The organism is Stappia sp. TSB10GB4 (assembly GCF_900185745.1).
Lineage (GTDB): Bacteria > Pseudomonadota > Alphaproteobacteria > Rhizobiales > Stappiaceae > Stappia.
On sequence record NZ_FYAV01000073.1, the window covers coordinates 1 to 16,675 of the forward strand.

Here is a 16,675-nt window from a genome sequence, read left to right on the forward strand (position 1 = left end):
CCGTCTTCCACAGGCTGATCGCAAACGGAAAGAAGCCAATCGTCGCCCTCACAGCCCTCATGCGAAAGATCGTCGTCATCCTCAACGCCAGAACGAGAGACCACCTCAACGATATGAGTTGATGACGGCCGAGGGGGAGGCACGGCCGTGCCACCCTCTCGGAGGTCGGCCCGCCCCCTGCCCGGCCGGATCACGCCAGTTGCACCTCGACGACGCCGGGAAGCGTCTTGACCGCGCCGGCCATCTGCGGCGTCAGGCGGTAGCCGCCGGGCAGCTTCACCTCGACCTCGCGGTTGCCGTCGCCGCACAGCACCACGACGCTGACCTCGCCGTCGCCGCGCTCGCCCAGATGCCGCGACAGGCGGTGAACCGCCTGCTCGCTGCGCAGGAACACGGTGAGGCTCTTCTGCACCCGCGAGGCCTCCTCCTCCAGCGGCCGCACCGACTGGATGCGCAGGCTCGGCTCGTCGTCGCGCATGTCCGCCCCGACCAGCAGCACCACCGAGGTGCCCGGCTCCAGCGCGTCGCGAAACTGGGCCAGCGCCTCGGAGAACAGCAGCGCCTCGAACTGGCCGGTGGGATCGGACAGGCGGACGATGCCCATGCGATTGCCCGAGCGGGTCTTGCGCTCCTGGCGCGACAGCACCGTGCCGGCAAGCCGGCCGGCGGAGGCGCCCTGCTTCACCGCCTGCGAGAACTCGCTCCACATCTGCACCCGCATGCGCTCCAGCAGCGGCCGGTAGGCATCGAGCGGATGGGCGGAGAGATAGAAGCCGATGGCCGCCTGCTCGCGCTGCAACTGCTCCTCCGGCAGCCAGGCTTGCGCGTCGGGCAGATAGACCTCCTCGCCCTCCTCGCCGCCGCCGAACATGTCGTTCTGGCCGCTGGTCTTTTCCTCGTCGGTCCGCTGGGCGACGCCGATGATGCGGTCGAGGCCGGCGATCAGCCGCGCCCGGCTGGGCTCCAGCTCGTCGAAGGCCCCGGCATTGACGAGGCTTTCCAGCGTCCGCTTGTTGAGCTGGCGGGCATTCACCCGCGAGGAGAAATTGCCGAGGCTGGTGAAGGGACGCTCCTCGCGCACGGTGATGATGTGCTCCATCACGCCTTCGCCGACGCCCTTGATCGCGCCCATGGCATAGCGGATCCGCCCGCCCTCGACGGTGAAATGCACGCCGGAGCGGTTGATCGAGGGCGGCAGCACCTTGATCCCCATGCGCCTGGCCTCGACGCAGAAGTCGCTGAGCTTGTCGGTGTTGCCGAGATCGAGCGTCATCGAGGCGGCCATGAACTCGACCGGATGGTTCGCCTTCAGCCAGGCGGTCTGGTAGGAGACCAGCGCATAGGCGGCGGCATGCGACTTGTTGAAGCCGTAATTGGCGAACTTGGCGACCAGGTCGAAGATCGTGCCGGCCTGGCCCTTGTCGACGCCGCGCTCGACCGCGCCCTCGACGAAGCGCGCCCGCTGCACCTCCATCTCCGCGGCGATCTTCTTGCCCATGGCGCGGCGCAACAGGTCGGCTTCGCCGAGCGAGTAGCCAGAGAGCACCTGGGCGATCTGCATCACCTGCTCCTGGTAGACGATGATGCCGTTCGTCTCCTTCAGGATCGGCTCGAGCAGCGGATGCAGATAGTCCGGCTCCTGCTCACCATGCTTGACGGCGTTGTAGACCGGGATGTTGTCCATCGGGCCGGGACGGTACAGCGCCACCAGCGCGATGATGTCCTCGAACCGGTCCGGCTTCATGCCGGCGATGGCCCGACGCATGCCCTGGCTTTCCAACTGGAACACGCCGACCGTCTCGCCGGCCGCCAGCAAGCGGTAGGTTGCCGGATCGTCCATCGGCAGGCCCGCCATGTCGACGGTGATGCCCTTGTCGGCGATGAGCTTCACCGCCGTGTCGATCACCGTCAGCGTCTTGAGGCCGAGGAAGTCGAACTTCACAAGGCCGGCCTGCTCGACCCACTTCATGTTGAACTGGGCGACCGGCATGTCGGAGCGCGGATCGCGGTAGAGCGGCACGAGCTGCTCGAGCGGCCGGTCGCCGATGACGACGCCGGCGGCATGGGTCGAGGCGTGGCGATAGAGCCCCTCCAGCTTCTGCGCCATGGCAAGCAGCCGCGCCACCGTCTCCTCCTCGCGCTGCGCCTCCTGCAGGCGCGGCTCGTCGCGGATCGCCTGCTCCAGCGTGATCGGCTGGCCGGGCACCGCCGGCACCATCTTCGACAGCCGGTCGACCTGGCCATAGGGCATCTGCAGCACGCGGCCGACATCGCGCAGCACGGCGCGCGCCTGCAGCGTGCCGAAGGTGATGATCTGCGCCACCTGCTCGCGCCCGTATTTGCGCTGCACGTAGCGGATCACCTCTTCGCGCCGGTTCTGGCAGAAGTCGATGTCGAAGTCCGGCATCGAGACGCGCTCTGGGTTCAGAAAGCGCTCGAACAGAAGCGCATAACGCATTGGATCAAGGTCGGTAATGGTCAATGACCATGCAACCAGCGAACCGGCACCCGAGCCACGGCCTGGCCCGACCGGAATGTCCTGCGCCTTCGCCCACTTGATGAAGTCGGCCACGATCAGGAAGTAGCCGGGAAAGCGCATGCGCTCGATAACGCCGAGCTCGTAGTCGAGCCGGTCCCAGTAATCCTGCTCGCTGACGCCGTCGGCAAGCCCGTGCGCCTCCAGCCGGCTGGCAAGGCCCTCGCGCGCCTGCCGGCGCAGCTCCTCGACCTCGGCGACGAAGGCGGCCTCCGGATCGACCGAAGCGGCGGCGAATTGCGGCAGGATCGGCGAGCGCTTCATCGGCCGGGCATGGCAGCGCCGGGCGATCTCTATGGTGTTCGCCGTCGCTTCCGGCAAATCCGAAAAGAGATCAAGCATTTCCGCGCGGGTCTTGAAGCGGTGCTCGGGCGTCAGGCGACGGCGGTCATCCTCGGCGATCACCCGGCCTTCGGCAATCGCGATCAGCGCGTCATGCGCCTCGTAATCGTCGGCGGTGGCGAAGAACGGCTCGTTGGTGGCAACCAGCGGCAGGCCGAGATCATAGGCGAGCCGAATGGTCTCGGCCTCGCTGGCGATCTCATCGGCCATGTCGTGGCGCTGCAGCTCGACATAGAGACGGTCGCCGAACGCCGCCGCCAGCCGCGTCAGCCGCGCCCGCGCCTTGTCGGGCTCGCCCGCGACCAGCGTCTGGCCGATCGGCCCGAGCACGCCGCCGGTGAGCAGGATGACGCCGGCCGAGCGCTCCTCCAGCCGGGTGATCGGCACATGCGCGCGCATCGAGGGGTCGGTGTCGAGATAGGCGCGGCTGACCACGTCCATCAGGTTGCCATAGCCCTCGTCGGTCGCCGCGAGCAGCACCACGTCGCCGAGATGCTCGCTGCCCCGCCCCTTGCGCACGCCGCCATCGCCGAAATCGACGGCGAGCTGCACGCCGGTGATCGGCTGGATGCCGGCGCCCCAGGCCTTGTCGGAGAATTCCAGCGCGCCGAAGAGATTGGACGTATCGGTGATGGCAAGCGCCGGCTGGCCGTCGGCGTTGGCGAGCCCGACAAGCTTGCCGATCGGCAGCGCGCCCTCCAGCAGCGAATAGGCCGAATGCACCCTGAGATGGACGAAGCCCGGATCGCTCATCGTCTGCCCTGTCGCTCCTGCCGGTGTTGGGGGCCGGGCGGCGCGCATGCGATCAGGGCTGTTGCGCGATCGGGTAAGGCGGCCGCCGGTCGTGGTCGAGCGGACAGTGTTTCCCGTCCGCCCGCCAATGTCGACCCGCCTTGCCCGCCGATCCCCAGATTAGGGCGCATCCTGCACCGAAGACTGGCGCGCGCCGCGCCTGCGGGCCGCCGAACCCGTGGGAAACGCAAGGCCTCAGGAGGTCAGCAACTCGGCGATGGCGCTGCTCCACAGCAGCATGGTGGTGCCGAACAGGGTCAGCGCCGCCAGCGCGGCCAGATCCTGAAAGTGCTCGTGAAATTCGTCGAACATGGGTCCCTCCCTTGCTCAGTTCCTTTCGATAATCCGAGTATGTTCATGTTTTGTTCTTAATGCAAGCCCCTCACTTCGGCGGCACGACCCATGGTTAGCGCAGGGTTAAACCGGGCGCGGTCCCGAGCGAAGGCACAGAGGAGCCCCCGGCGGGCATGACGCGGGATGCCTTTGCCTGGTGTCTTCCCGGACGAGGCCGCAAGGCCGAAGATCCGGGAACCATTGGCGCCCTCAGCGGGCATGAGGCGGGTGGCGCTTGCTCCACTCTCGGCTGTCATACCTGCGAAGGCAGGTATCCAGTATCCGCCGTGCGTGTGGGTGTGCGAAGCTAGCAGCCTCCGGCGTTCCGGCGGCAGCGCCGAGGCTTCACTCGAACCGTTCGGGGTTATTGGATCCCGGTCTTCGGCTGCGCCGAAACCGGGATGACATCCTGTGGGTGGGTTAGCGGCGGCGTGTCGTTTCCGCCGTTTCCTTCGGAAATATCTCTCCCGCCGCCTTTACGCGCCCTGCCGAGCCCCCGTGGCAGCGTCAGAGCTCGATGATCTGCTGGTCGCGCAGGGTGATGCGGCGGTCCATGCGGCCCGCCAGCTCCATGTTGTGGGTGGCGATCAGCGCGGCAAGGCCGGAGGCGCGAACGAGGGCCACCAGCGCGTCGAACACATAGCTGGAGGTGCCGGGATCGAGATTGCCGGTCGGCTCGTCGGCCAGCAGGATGCGCGGCGCATTGGCAACGGCGCGGGCAATCGCCACGCGCTGCTGCTCGCCGCCCGACAGTTCCGAGGGACGGTGGCTCGCCCGGTTGCCGAGGCGCATATAGTCGAGCAACTGGCTCGCCCGCTCCTCCGCCTCGCGCTTGTCGAGGCCGCGAATGAGCTGCGGGATCACCAGGTTCTCAAGGGCGGTGAACTCGGGCAGCAGGTGGTGGAACTGATAGACGAAGCCGAGTTCGGTGCGGCGCATGCGCGTACGGTCGGCATCGTCCATGCTGCCGCAGGCGAGCCCGCCGACATAGACCTCGCCGCTGTCGGGGCGCTCCAGCAGCCCGGCAATGTGCAGCAGGGTCGACTTGCCGGCCCCGGACGGGGCGACCAGCGCCACGAGTTCGCCCGGATGCAGCGCCAGATTGGCATCGACCAGGATGTCGAGACGGCCCTCGCCCTCGCGAAAGCCGCGGTTGATGCCGGCAAGCACCAGGGGCAGGCCCTCCAGCCCTTCGAGATGCGGCGGCTGCTGTTGCTGTTGTTTCCGGGCCATGGTCATTCGTATCTGAGCGCCTCGACCGGATCGAGCCTGGCCGCCCGCCAGGCGGGATAGACCGTTGCCAGCAGCGACAGCACCATCGCCATCGCCACGACGGTGATGGTCTCGCCGGTGTCCATGTCGGCCGGCAGGCGGCTGAGGAAATAGAGCTCCGGCGAGAACAGCTCGGTGCTGGTCAGCCAGGAAATGCCCTGGCGGATGCTCTCGACATTGAGGCAGACGACGAAGCCGAGGGCAAAGCCGGCCAGCGTGCCGACGATGCCGATGCTGGCGCCGGTGATCAGGAACACGCGCAGGATGGTGCCGCGCGTCGCGCCCATCGTCCGCAGGATGGCGATGTCGCGGCCCTTGTCCTTCACCAGCATGGTCATGCCGGAAATGATGTTGAGCGCCGCCACCAGCACGATCAGCGTGAGAATCAGGAACATCACGTTGCGCTCGACCTCGAGCGCGGAGAAGAAGGTCATGTTGCGCGCCCGCCAGTCGCTGACGAAGGCGGGCCGCCCGGCCCCCTCCTCGATGGCGGCGCGCATGGGGCCGACCTTGTCCGGATCGGTGGTGAAGACCTCGATGCCGGTGACGATGCCCTCCTGGTTGAAGAAGAGCTGCGCCTCGTCCAGCGGCATGAAGGCGATGGTGCCGTCATATTCCGACATGCCGATCTCGAAGATCGCCCGCACCGGATAGCCCTTGACCCGGGGCGTCACCCCGAGCGCGGTGACATTGCCGCGCGGCACGACGAGGGTGACCATGTCGCCGACGGTGACGCCGAGCTGGCGGGCCATGCGCGTGCCGATGGCCAGTCCCTCGCTCTCGTCGAAGCCCTCCAGCGTGCCGACGCTGACCGTGCTGGCGACCAGCGGCAGGCGCACCAGATCGCTCTCGCGCACGCCGCGCACCAGGGCGCCGAACGCCCCCGAGGGGCCGGAAATCAGCGCCTGCCCCTCGACGAAGGGCAGCGTGAACGTCACCCCGGTCAGGTTCTCGATGCGCGCGGCGACGGCGTCGTAGTCGTCGAGCTCGCTGCCGATGGGCTGGACCAGCAGATGGCCGTTGATGCCGAGGATCTTGGTCAGCAGCTCGCCGCGAAAGCCGTTCATCACCGCCATGACGATGATCAGCGTGGCGACGCCCAGCATGATGCCGAGGAAGGAGAAGCCGGCGATGACGGAGATGAACGCCTCGCGGCGGCGCGAGCGCAGATAGCGCCCGGCCAGCATCCACTCGAACCGGGCGAAGGCCGGCGTGTCGGACGACTTCGCCGGTCTTGTCCCTGGCTTTGCGGCTGCGCTCATTCCAATACCCCGTGCCGACCGTTTCCCTGCGCCACTCGCCCCTGCGCCACTCGTCCCTCCGCCGCTCCGTTCCCGGTCAGCCGGACCGCCTCAGGATGCCAGTTCGCCGATCAGACGCGTGACAGCCTCTTGTGGCGAAACCGTGCTGCGCTCGCCGCTCGCCCGGTGCTTGAGCTCCACGACCCCCTCCTTGAGACCGCGCGGACCGACGATAAGCTGCCACGGCAGGCCGATCAGGTCCATTGTCGCGAACTTGGCGCCCGCCCGCGTGTCGACGTCATCCACAAGCACCTCGACCCCGGCGGCCGCGAGCTGGCGCTCCAGGTCGGCGCAGGCCGCATCCGCGTCCGCATCGCCCGGCTTCAGGTTGATAAGGCCGACATGATACGGGGCGACCGAGGCCGGCCACTTGATTCCCGCCTCGTCGTGATGCGCCTCGATGATCGCGCCGAGCAGACGCGACACGCCGACGCCGTAGGAGCCCATATGCACCGGCACCTCGACACCGTCCGGGCCGGCGACCTTCGCCCCCATCGGCTCGGAATATTTGGTGCCGAAATAGAAGATGTGGCCGACCTCGATGCCGCGCGCCGACATGCGCGCCTCCTCCGCGATCGCCTCGTAGGCGCTGGCGTCATGCATCTCGTCGGTCGCCGCATAAGGCGTCGTCCAGGCGTCGATGACCGGGGTCAGGTCGGCGTCGAAATCGGTGTCCTCGCCCGGGATCGGCAGGTCGAGAATCGCCTTGTCGCAGAACACCTCGCTCTCGCCGGTGGAGGCGAGAATGATGAATTCGTGGCTCATGTCGCCGCCGATCGGGCCGGTGTCGGCGCGCATCGGGATCGCCTGCAGGCCCATGCGGGCGAAGGTGCGCAGATAGGCGACGAACATGCGGTTGTAGGCATGGCGCGCGCCCTCCTTGTCGAGGTCGAAGGAATAGGCGTCCTTCATCAGGAACTCGCGGCCGCGCATGATGCCGAAGCGCGGGCGCACCTCGTCGCGGAACTTCCACTGGATGTGGTAGAGGTTGAGCGGCAGGTCCTTGTAGGACCGCACCGAGGCACGGAAGATGTCGGTGATCATCTCCTCGTTGGTCGGCCCGTACAGCATCTCGCGCTCGTGGCGGTCGGCGATGCGCAGCATCTCCTTGCCATAGGCATCGTAGCGCCCGCTTTCGCGCCACAGGTCGGCCGGCTGGATCGTCGGCATCAGGAGTTCCTGGGCGCCGGCCCGGTTCTGCTCCTCGCGCACGATCTGCTCGATCTTGCGCAGCACCCGCAGGCCCATCGGCAGCCAGGCATAGATGCCGGCCGCCTCCTGACGGATCAGCCCCGCACGCAGCATCAGCCGGTGCGAGACGATTTCCGCCTCCTTCGGCGTTTCCTTGAGAATGGGGAGAAAGGTGCGGGACAGACGCATCGGCTGGCTTCTCGGACTTGCGTGGCTGGCGGGAACGGCGCGCGAATTGCGACGCCTGAAGTTTGCGCAGTGAAAGCGCATGCGCCGGAAAAACACAAGTCCCGCCGGCGAGCGGGATGGCGCGAAACCGCGAATTTCGCGCGGGACGTTGGCGGGCGTCCGACTTCAACCCCCTACCCGCAAAAATTTTGGGCTGCGCTTGCACAAAATGGTGACAAGGGGATAACGATGCGCTATGGTCCGTTCTCATAACAAGGCAAGAAGCCGCAAGGCTTACTTTGTCAAAAAACAGACATCGCGGTCTGAGTCTTGGGAGGAAGAGCCTTCTGGCGCGTCGTAACTGACTGCTGCCCGCCGAAACAGATCTTTTTTGCCTTTGGCGAACGAAGGTGTGATACGCGAAACCTAGTAAGCAAGGCCTTGTGCCTTGCTTTTTTCTTTTCTGCGGCCACGTTTGCTCGCGGAAGCTTGCCGACAACGCAGGCTTGGCCGGACAATATCCGGTTTCGCTTTCGAAAAATCGAAAGCCGGACATGCCGGCTGCTTTGACGGTGTTTTGCCGGCGACAGCCCGCCTCCCCGGCTGCCGCGTCGCCCCGCTGCCGCCGTCCCACACTCCGAGGTCACCCCGGCCGCAGGCGAAGCCGGAGAGCCGGGGGCTATTCGTTGCCAGAGCGGCGACGAGGACCCTCCGAACAGGCCTCCGGCACGGCCCGCGACGCCTCCCGCCTCACGCCCGCCGAGGGTGCCTCTGGTTCCCGGCTCTCCGGCTTCGCCTGCGGCCGGGACGACCTCCGAGGAGAAGGCCCGACCTCGCATCCCCTCAGCCGTCACACCGGGCAAGCGTAAGCGCGACCCGGTGCCCATTGGCTGCCAGAGCGGCGACGAGGACCGCCTTCGATGCCAACCACCTCTCAAAAGCCGCCTGCTAAAGGGTGGGGAGTCCCCCCGTCTCAGCCGGATGCGGCGAACCAGGCCTCCAGCGGCATGATCTCCGGCTTCACCCCGTTCGCATGCGGCCAGGAATCGACCGCGAAGGCCGCACCGCTCTTGGTCTCGCGCACCACGGCGGTGGCATGCGGATAGCGCCCGTCGAGGAAGAAGCCGCGCGCCACGGGGCTTGCGACCTTGTGATGGGCGAGATAGCCGGCCCGGGCCGCGACGCTCAGCACGCTGGTGGTGTTGGTCGCCTCGTCGATGCAGTCCATCTGCCCCGGCACGCCGGCATTGTGCAGGTCGAGGCCGCCGACATCCTTGTCCGAGCCGACCACCGGGCCGATGGTCCGCTCCGACCAGGCGATGGCCTCGGCGATCGCCGCGCGTTCGGCCTCCGGCGAGGCGCGCCCCTTCGCCAGGATCGCCTTGAGCCGGCGCATCTGCGCGGGCGTGAAATCGAACGGCGTCTTCAGCGCGCAGCCGAAGGCATGGCAGACATAGATGCGGGTGCCAGCCGGCGCGACGCCGTTGTGCTCGGCATACCAGCTTGCCGCCGGGCCGGCGGCCTGTCCGGCGCAGCCGGCCAGCAGCAGGCAGCCGAGGGCCAGCCAGACCTTGCCGCGCGGCACGATGCGCTGCTCTCCCGCCCTTGCGTCGCGAATCATGCGCTCTCCCGGCCGTTGTCCCCTCTGTTATCCTCCCCGCGTTTGCCTGATGGAAGGGGACGCGCTAAGTCAGCGCCTTGAAACGGACACGCTCGGACGGCATCCGCCGCCGGGAACGACAGCGCGGAGAGTGAAGCGAGATGCAGCCAGTACATGTGATCGGCGGCGGCCTTGCCGGCTCGGAGGCCGCCTGGCAGCTTGCCCGGCGCGGCGTGCCGGTGGTGCTGCACGAGATGCGCCCGGTGCGCGGCACCGACGCGCACAAGACGCAGGACCTTGCCGAACTGGTCTGCTCCAACTCCTTCCGCTCGGACGATGCCGAACAGAACGCGGTCGGCCTGCTGCATGCGGAGCTGCGCGACGCCGGCTCGCTGATCATGGCCAGCGCCGATGCGCATCAGGTGCCGGCCGGCGGGGCGCTCGCCGTCGACCGCGACGGCTTTGCTGCCGCCGTCACCGCGGCGCTGGAGGCGCATCCGCTGGTGACGATCCTGCGCGAGGAGATCGCCGGCCTGCCGCCCAAGGACTGGGACAGCGTCATCATCGCCACCGGGCCGCTGACCTCGCCCGCCCTGTCGCAGGCGATTCTCGAGGCGACCGGCGAGGATGCCCTCGCCTTCTTCGACGCCATCGCGCCGATCCTGCATTTCGACAGCGTCGACCTCGACACCTGCTGGTTCCAGTCGCGCTACGACAAGCCCGGCCCCGGCGGCTCGGGCAAGGATTACATCAACTGCCCGATGGACAAGGCGCAATACGAAGCCTTCATCGACGCCCTGATCGCCGCCCCCAAGGCGGAGTTCAAGGAGTGGGAGGAGACGACGCCCTATTTCGACGGCTGCCTGCCGATCGAGGTGATGGCCGAGCGCGGCCGCGAGACCCTGCGCCACGGGCCGATGAAGCCGATGGGCCTGACCAACGCGCACAAGCCGGACGAGAAGCCCTATGCGGTGGTGCAACTGCGCCAGGACAATGCGCTCGGCACGCTCTACAACATGGTCGGCTTCCAGACCAAGCTGAAGCACGGGGCGCAGCTCGAGGTGTTCCGGATGATTCCGGGCCTCGAGGACGCGGTGTTCGCGCGGCTCGGCGGCCTCCACCGCAACACGTTCCTCAACTCGCCGAAGCTGCTCGACGGCACGCTGCGGCTGAAGGCGCGCCCCGAGCTGCGCTTCGCCGGCCAGGTCACCGGCTGCGAGGGCTATGTCGAATCGGCCAGCGTCGGCTGCATGGCGGGCCTGTTCGCGGCGGCCGAGCGGCTGGGCGAAGCCTGCCCGCCGCCGCCGGAAACGACCGCGATGGGCGCGCTGCTGGGACACATCACCGGCGGGCACATCCTGCGCGACGAGCCGGGCCCGCGCTCGTTCCAGCCGATGAACGTGAATTTCGGCCTGTTCCCGCCGATCGAGGCGCCGAAGACCGACGCGGACGGTCGTCGCCTCAAGGGCAAGGACAAGACACGCGCGAAGAAGCTCGCCATGACCGGCCGGGCGCGCGAGGATTTCGCTCGCTGGATCGCCGCCGCCGTGCCCATCCGCGACGCCGCCGAATAAGCGGGAGCGGCGCGCACCGGCTCAGCCGAGACTGTTGCGGCAGCCCTTGCAGGCGCGCCGCCAGGAGCGCCAGGTGATCCAGTGCTTGGCGAGCGGCGACAGGTCGACGACGGAGTTGAGCGGATCCTCGCTCCGCCGTTCGATGCGCGCCAGCAGCGGTCCGGTCAGGCAGACCGGCAGGAAGGCCGGGATCGCCTCGCGCGGCACGTCGCCGATGCGCCGGCGCAAGGCGTCGAGATGGCGGCGGGCGATGGCGACGAGATCGGCAATGGCGCCGTTGAGTTCCGGGCCCGCCTGCCCCGCGAACAGTGCCTCCCGGTCGACGCCATGGGCATCCAGCAGATCGCCCGGCAGATAGAGCTGGCGCCGGCGCGCATGCCAGGGCAAGGCCCGCAGCAGCCCGGTGATGGCATAGGCGACGCCCGCATGGCCGGCCGCCTCCGCCGTGCCCGGATCGCGCCCCCGGCACAGGACCATCGCGGCAAGCTGGATCAGCACCGAGGAGGTCTCGCCGGCATAGCCTTCGAGATCGCCAACGGTCGGCATCGGGTCGTCATAAAGGTCGAAGACGCGGGCATCGATCAGGTTGACGAAGGGCGCGAGCGGCAGGGCATTGGCGGCAATCGTCTGCCGGATCGCTCCGGCGACCGGATGCTGGTCGACATCGGCGCCCGCCGGCGCCTCCAGCGTGTCGCGCCACCACTGGAAGCGGATCTCGCCGGGCATCGGGTCGGAGACGATCTCGCGCGCCCGCGCGATCTCCATGTTGAAGGCATAGAGCGCGGCAAGCCCGTCCCGTGCCGCTCCACCGGTGTAGAGCAGTGACAGATAGCGGTCGAAGTCGAGCTTGCGCACGAGCGAGAGGCAGTGATCCGCTGCCGTGCCGTCCCTGGTCATCATCCCGAGACACCTAGCGCGGCAAGCGCAAATGGGGAGGCCGGGCGCCCGCCGATGCGGGCAGAAACCGGCATCTCAGCCGACCGCGAGCAGGACGGCCGCAATGGCGCGGCCCTCCGAAAGAAGCACATTGTAGGTCCTGACTGCCGCGCCGGTGGACATCGGGTCGGCCATGATGCCGGCCTCGCGCGCCGCCGCCCGCAGGTCAGCGGTCAGCGGCACGAGCTCCGCTCCGGTGCCGACCAGCAGCACCTCGATCTCCGCCGCCTCCTCGAACACCCGCTCCAGCGCCTGCCGGTCGAGTTGCTTCGGCGTCAGATCGGCAAAGCCGTAGATGCCGCTCGGCACGCACAGGATCGAGCCGCGATGCGACATGCCGGCAAAGCGGAAGCCCCCCTCGCCATAGGCCTCGATCGGCGCACGGCCGGGAAAATGCGCGTTGCGGATCACGATTCCCTGACCACGGCCGGCCATTGCCGCGCGCCCCCGACTCGCTCAGGCGGCGGCGGCGGAACCGCCGGCGGACGCCTTGCCCTCGCCCCCGTCCGGCGTATCCCCGTCCTCGCCAACGACGTTGGACGGACGCAGGTTGAGCAGGATCAGGAAGGGCGCGGCGAGGAAGATCGACGAATAGGTGCCGATCACCACGCCGAAGATCATCGCCAGGGTGAAGGAGCGGATCACCTCGCCGCCGAAGAAGTAGAGCGCGCCGAGCGCCAGCAGCGTCGTCAGCGAGGTCATCACCGTGCGCGACAGCATCTCGTTGATCGAGCGGTCGAGCAGGTCCGGCAGCGGCTGCTTCTTGTATTTGCGCAGGTTCTCGCGCACCCGGTCATAGACGACGACCGTGTCGTTCAGCGAATAGCCGATGATCGTCAGGATCGCGGCGATACTCGACAGCGAGAAGTCGAGCTGCAGCACCACGAACAGGCCTATGGTGACGACGATGTCGTTGATCGTCGTCAGGATCGCGCCGACGGCGAAATGCCACTCAAAGCGGAACCAGATGTAGAACAGAATGACGACCAGCGAGGCGACGACGGCGATCAGGCCGGCCTGGGCGAGCTCGCCGGAGACGCGCGGCCCCACCACCTCGACGCGGCGGAACTCGACGCTTTCGGCGAAGCTCTCGCGCACCAGCGACACCACCGCCTGCTGGGCGAGCTCACCGCCTTCCGGCTGCTGCACGCGCACCAGCACCTCGTCCGGGCCGCCGAACTGCTGCACCTGGACGTCGCCGAGGTTGAGCGTGCCGAGCTGGGCGCGGATCGAGGCGACGTCCGCCGGCGATTCCATCGTCTTCATCTCGAAAACGGTGCCGCCGCGGAAGTCGATGCCGAAATTCAGCCCGACCGAGAAGAACAGCGCGATAGAGGCGAGGAACATCACCGCCGACAGCGGATAGGAAATGGTCCTGTACCGCATGAACTGGATGCGGGTGCCTTCCGGGATCAGTTTCAAGAGCATGGTCTTATCTCCCGGCGCTCAGAGCGTCAGTTTGCTCGGGCGCTTCCAGCGCACCCACAGCGACACGAGCAGGCGCGACACCGTGAAGGCCGAGAACACCGTCGTGAAGATGCCGATGGCCAGCGTCACCGCGAAGCCGCGGATCGGGCCGGAGCCGAGCTGGAACAGGATGAGCGCCGCGATGAGCGTCGTGATGTTGGCGTCGAGGATGGTCCCGAGCGCCCGCGAATAGCCTGCGTCGATGGCACTGATCGCCGAGCGCCCGGCCCGCAATTCCTCGCGGATGCGCTCGAAGATCAGCACGTTGGCATCGACCGCCATGCCGACGGTGAGCACGATGCCGGCGATGCCCGGCAAGGTCAGCGTCGCCTGCAGCGTCGTCAGCGCGCCGAAGATCAGCAGGATGTTGGTGGTCAGCGCCAGATCGGCGATGACGCCGAAGCGGCCATAGGCGAGCACCATGAAGACCACCACCAGCGCGGCGGCGATCACCGCGGCGATACGGCCGGCATCGACCGAATCCTGGCCCAGGCCCGGACCGATGGAGCGCTCCTCAACGACGGAGAGCTTGGCCGGCAGCGCGCCGGCGCGCAGCAGCACCGCGAGGTCGTTGGCGCTTTCCACCGTGAAGCTGCCGGAGATCTGGCCCGAGCCGCCGGTGATCGGCTCGCGGATGACCGGCGCCGAGATCACCTCGTTGTCGAGGACGATGGCGAAGGGCCGCCCGACATTGCGCTGGGTGACGACCGAGAAGGTGCGCGCGCCCGACGTGTTGAAGCGGAAGTTCACCACCGGCTCGTTGCTGCGCGAATCGAAGGAGACCTGCGCGTCGACGAGATCCTCGCCCGACAGCAGCGGCGCCTCCTCCAGCAGATAGGGATAGGGCGGATCGTCCATCGAATAGAGCACGATCGTCCCGGCCGGCGGCCGGCTCTGCAGCGCCTGCTCCGGCGCCATCGACTGGTCGACCATGTGGAAGGTGAGCTGCGCCGTCTGGCCGATCAGCTCCTTCAGGCGCTGCGGATCGCCCTCGCCCGGCGCCTCCACCAGGATGCGGTCTTCGCCCTGGCGCTGGATGCTCGGCTCGGTCGTGCCGAATTCGTCGAGGCGCAGCCGAATCACCTCGATCGACTGCTGGACGATGGTGCTGATGCGCTGCGCCAGGCCCTGCTCGGTATAGGCGAAGCGGACCAGCCCGTCATCGGCGACGGTCATCGAGAATTCGTTGACGGTCTGGCCGCCGAAAAGATTGGTGACCAGCGGGTTGGTCAGCTCGTTCAGCCGCGTGCGCGCGTCCTGTAGCCGCTCCAGATCGCGGATGCGCACCTGCACGCCCTCGCCCTGCACGCCAAGGCCGGTATAGCCGATGCGCGGCTCTTCCCGCAGCTTCTGGCGGATGTCGCCTTCCAGCGTCTTCAGCCGCTTCTGCACATAGTCGGTGCGGTCGACCTCATAGAGCAGATAGGCGCCGCCCTGCAGGTCGAGACCCAGCACGATCTGACGGGAGGGCAACCAGTCCGGCAACGCGCGCAAGGCCGCAGGCGACAGGAAGTTCGGCAGGGTGGTGATCGCCCCGGCGAGAATGACGAGGACGATCAGTGCGATCTTCCAGCGTGCGAAATAGAGCATGACGGTGCCGCTTCTGGTGTTCCGGCAGGCCGCCTGCTGGCGCCCCGCCGGACTGGGAAAAGGTTCGACCCTCGGGTCAGCCGTTGTCCTTGACGGGCTCCGACTTGGAGCGGACTTCCGTGATCATGCTGCGCACCGCGCGCACCTTCAGCCCCTCGGCGAGCTCGAGCTGCACCTCGCCGTCGTCCACCACCTTGGAGACCTTGCCGATCAGCCCGCCGGCGGTGACGACCGTGTCGCCGCGGCGCAGGTTCGCGACCAGCTCCTGGTGCTGCTTCATCCGCTGGCGCTGCGGCCGGATGATCAGGAAGTACATGATCACGAAGATCAGCACGAAGGGCAGCAGCGACATCAGCAGGTCGGGCGTGCCGGAGCCGCCGGCTCCCTGGGCATAGGCGGGTGAAATCAGCATGTACATCTCCCTTGCCGCCCCGGAGGCCGCGCGCATTCGCGGACAATCCCCTAGGCTGGCGACTGAACGAAAGTCGCGCGGACTATACAAGTCGCGCCGGTCTTTGCAAGACGAACCGCGCGGTTCGCGGCCTGCTTCCGCCGGTGTTTCCCGGCTTTGGCGCGGCCCTGCCCCGTGCTAGGAAACTCCCCCGCACCTGCGCTGCCGGCCGTCTCGACCCGGCAGGCCCCATCACAAACACCAATGGCACAGATATGGATCCCGCTCAGCAGTACAAGACCCAGGTCGACGAACTCGCCAGCCGCCTCGACACGCTCATCGAGCTGATCTCGCGCGCGGTGCCGCCGGCCCGCCCCGCCCCCGACTTCGCCGCCGCCGACGCCTTCGTCTGGCAGGCCGACACGAGCTCCCTGGAGCCGGTGGAGAAGGTCAACCGGGTCGATATCGACCTGCTGCAGGGCGTCGACCGGGCCCGCGACCAGCTCGTCGACAACACGATGCGCTTCGCCAGCGGCTTTGCCGCCAACAACGTGCTGCTGTGGGGCGCGCGCGGCATGGGCAAGTCGTCGCTGGTCAAGGCGAGCCATGCCCATGTCAACGCCGCCCTCGCCGGCCGGGGCGCGGCCGAACGGCTGAAGCTGATCGAGATCCACCGCGAGGACATCGAGAGCCTGCCCGCCCTGATGAAGCTGGTGAAGGCCGGCGGCCACCGCACCATCGTCTTTTGCGACGATCTCAGCTTCGACAGCGGCGATGCCTCCTACAAGTCGCTGAAGGCCGCGCTCGACGGCGGCATCGAGGGCCGGCCCGAGACGGTGCTGTTCTACGCCACCTCCAACCGACGCCACCTGCTGCCGCGCGACATGATCGAGAACGAGCGCTCGACCGCGATCAATCCGAGCGAGGCGGTGGAGGAGAAAGTGTCGCTGTCGGATCGCTTCGGCCTGTGGCTCGGCTTCCACAAATGCAGCCAGGACGAGTTCCTGGCGATGATCGAGGGCTATGTCCGGCACTACGGCCTCGACTACGACCCCGCGAGCTTGCGCGCCGAGGCGCTGGAATGGGCGACGACCCGCGGCAGCCGCTCGGGCCGCGTCGCCTTCCAGTTCATCCAGGACCTCGCCGGCCGGCTGGGCCGCAGCCTCGCCTGACGGAGATCCG

12 protein-coding genes are annotated in these 16,675 nt (G+C 67.8%); 2 read left to right on the plus strand and 10 right to left on the minus strand.

Annotation, left to right across the window (positions count from 1 at the left end):
- Nucleotides 1–190: 190 nt before the first annotated feature.
- The 5 genes from dnaE to TSB10GB4_RS20970 form a co-directional block, all read right to left on the minus strand.
- Nucleotides 191–3,631, minus strand: coding sequence for a DNA polymerase III subunit alpha (gene dnaE, locus TSB10GB4_RS20950; RefSeq protein ID WP_186397321.1), 3,441 nt, complete (start codon nt 3,629–3,631; stop codon nt 191–193).
- Between the two features lie 879 nt (nt 3,632–4,510).
- Nucleotides 4,511–5,236 carry an ABC transporter ATP-binding protein gene (locus TSB10GB4_RS20955; RefSeq protein ID WP_186397322.1) on the minus strand — a complete coding sequence of 242 codons (726 nt, stop codon included), beginning with the start codon at nt 5,234–5,236 and terminating at the stop codon, nt 4,511–4,513.
- Nucleotides 5,237–5,238: 2 nt separating this feature from the next.
- Nucleotides 5,239–6,537: a lipoprotein-releasing ABC transporter permease subunit gene (locus tag TSB10GB4_RS20960; protein ID WP_208984913.1), complete on the minus strand. Its 1,299-nt coding sequence runs from the start codon at nt 6,535–6,537 to the stop codon at nt 5,239–5,241.
- A gap of 90 nt (nt 6,538–6,627) precedes the next feature.
- Complete coding sequence (gene proS / locus TSB10GB4_RS20965; protein WP_186387963.1) at nt 6,628–7,956, minus strand: proline--tRNA ligase; 1,329 nt, start codon at nt 7,954–7,956, stop codon at nt 6,628–6,630.
- Nucleotides 7,957–8,908: 952 nt separating this feature from the next.
- Nucleotides 8,909–9,556: a hypothetical protein gene (locus TSB10GB4_RS20970; RefSeq protein ID WP_244570992.1), complete on the minus strand. Its 648-nt coding sequence runs from the start codon at nt 9,554–9,556 to the stop codon at nt 8,909–8,911.
- A 140-nt stretch (nt 9,557–9,696) separates the two neighbouring features.
- Here TSB10GB4_RS20970 and trmFO point away from each other — a divergent pair, with 140 nt between their 5' ends.
- Nucleotides 9,697–11,109, plus strand: coding sequence for a methylenetetrahydrofolate--tRNA-(uracil(54)-C(5))-methyltransferase (FADH(2)-oxidizing) TrmFO (trmFO, locus tag TSB10GB4_RS20975; RefSeq protein WP_186397323.1), 1,413 nt, complete (start codon nt 9,697–9,699; stop codon nt 11,107–11,109).
- A gap of 21 nt (nt 11,110–11,130) precedes the next feature.
- Here the strand turns inward: trmFO and TSB10GB4_RS20980 are convergent, their stop codons facing one another.
- From TSB10GB4_RS20980 to yajC, 5 genes are all read right to left on the minus strand, one after another.
- Nucleotides 11,131–12,009: a phytoene/squalene synthase family protein gene (locus TSB10GB4_RS20980; RefSeq protein WP_208984914.1), complete on the minus strand. Its 879-nt coding sequence runs from the start codon at nt 12,007–12,009 to the stop codon at nt 11,131–11,133.
- Nucleotides 12,010–12,081: 72 nt separating this feature from the next.
- Complete coding sequence (locus tag TSB10GB4_RS20985; RefSeq protein WP_186387961.1) at nt 12,082–12,480, minus strand: Mth938-like domain-containing protein; 399 nt, start codon at nt 12,478–12,480, stop codon at nt 12,082–12,084.
- 21 nt (nt 12,481–12,501) lie between these two features.
- Nucleotides 12,502–13,473: a protein translocase subunit SecF gene (secF, locus tag TSB10GB4_RS23890; protein ID WP_186397324.1), complete on the minus strand. Its 972-nt coding sequence runs from the start codon at nt 13,471–13,473 to the stop codon at nt 12,502–12,504.
- Nucleotides 13,474–13,491: 18 nt separating this feature from the next.
- Complete coding sequence (secD, locus tag TSB10GB4_RS23895; protein WP_186397325.1) at nt 13,492–15,102, minus strand: protein translocase subunit SecD; 1,611 nt, start codon at nt 15,100–15,102, stop codon at nt 13,492–13,494.
- A 76-nt stretch (nt 15,103–15,178) separates the two neighbouring features.
- Nucleotides 15,179–15,514 (minus strand): preprotein translocase subunit YajC, encoded by a 336-nt coding sequence (gene yajC, locus TSB10GB4_RS21000; protein ID WP_186397326.1) that lies wholly within the window; start codon nt 15,512–15,514, stop codon nt 15,179–15,181.
- A gap of 254 nt (nt 15,515–15,768) precedes the next feature.
- Between yajC and TSB10GB4_RS21005 the strand changes: the two genes are divergently transcribed.
- Entirely contained in the window at nt 15,769–16,665 is an 897-nt protein-coding gene (locus TSB10GB4_RS21005) for an ATP-binding protein (protein ID WP_186397327.1), read from the plus strand.
- Nucleotides 16,666–16,675 lie beyond the last annotated feature (10 nt).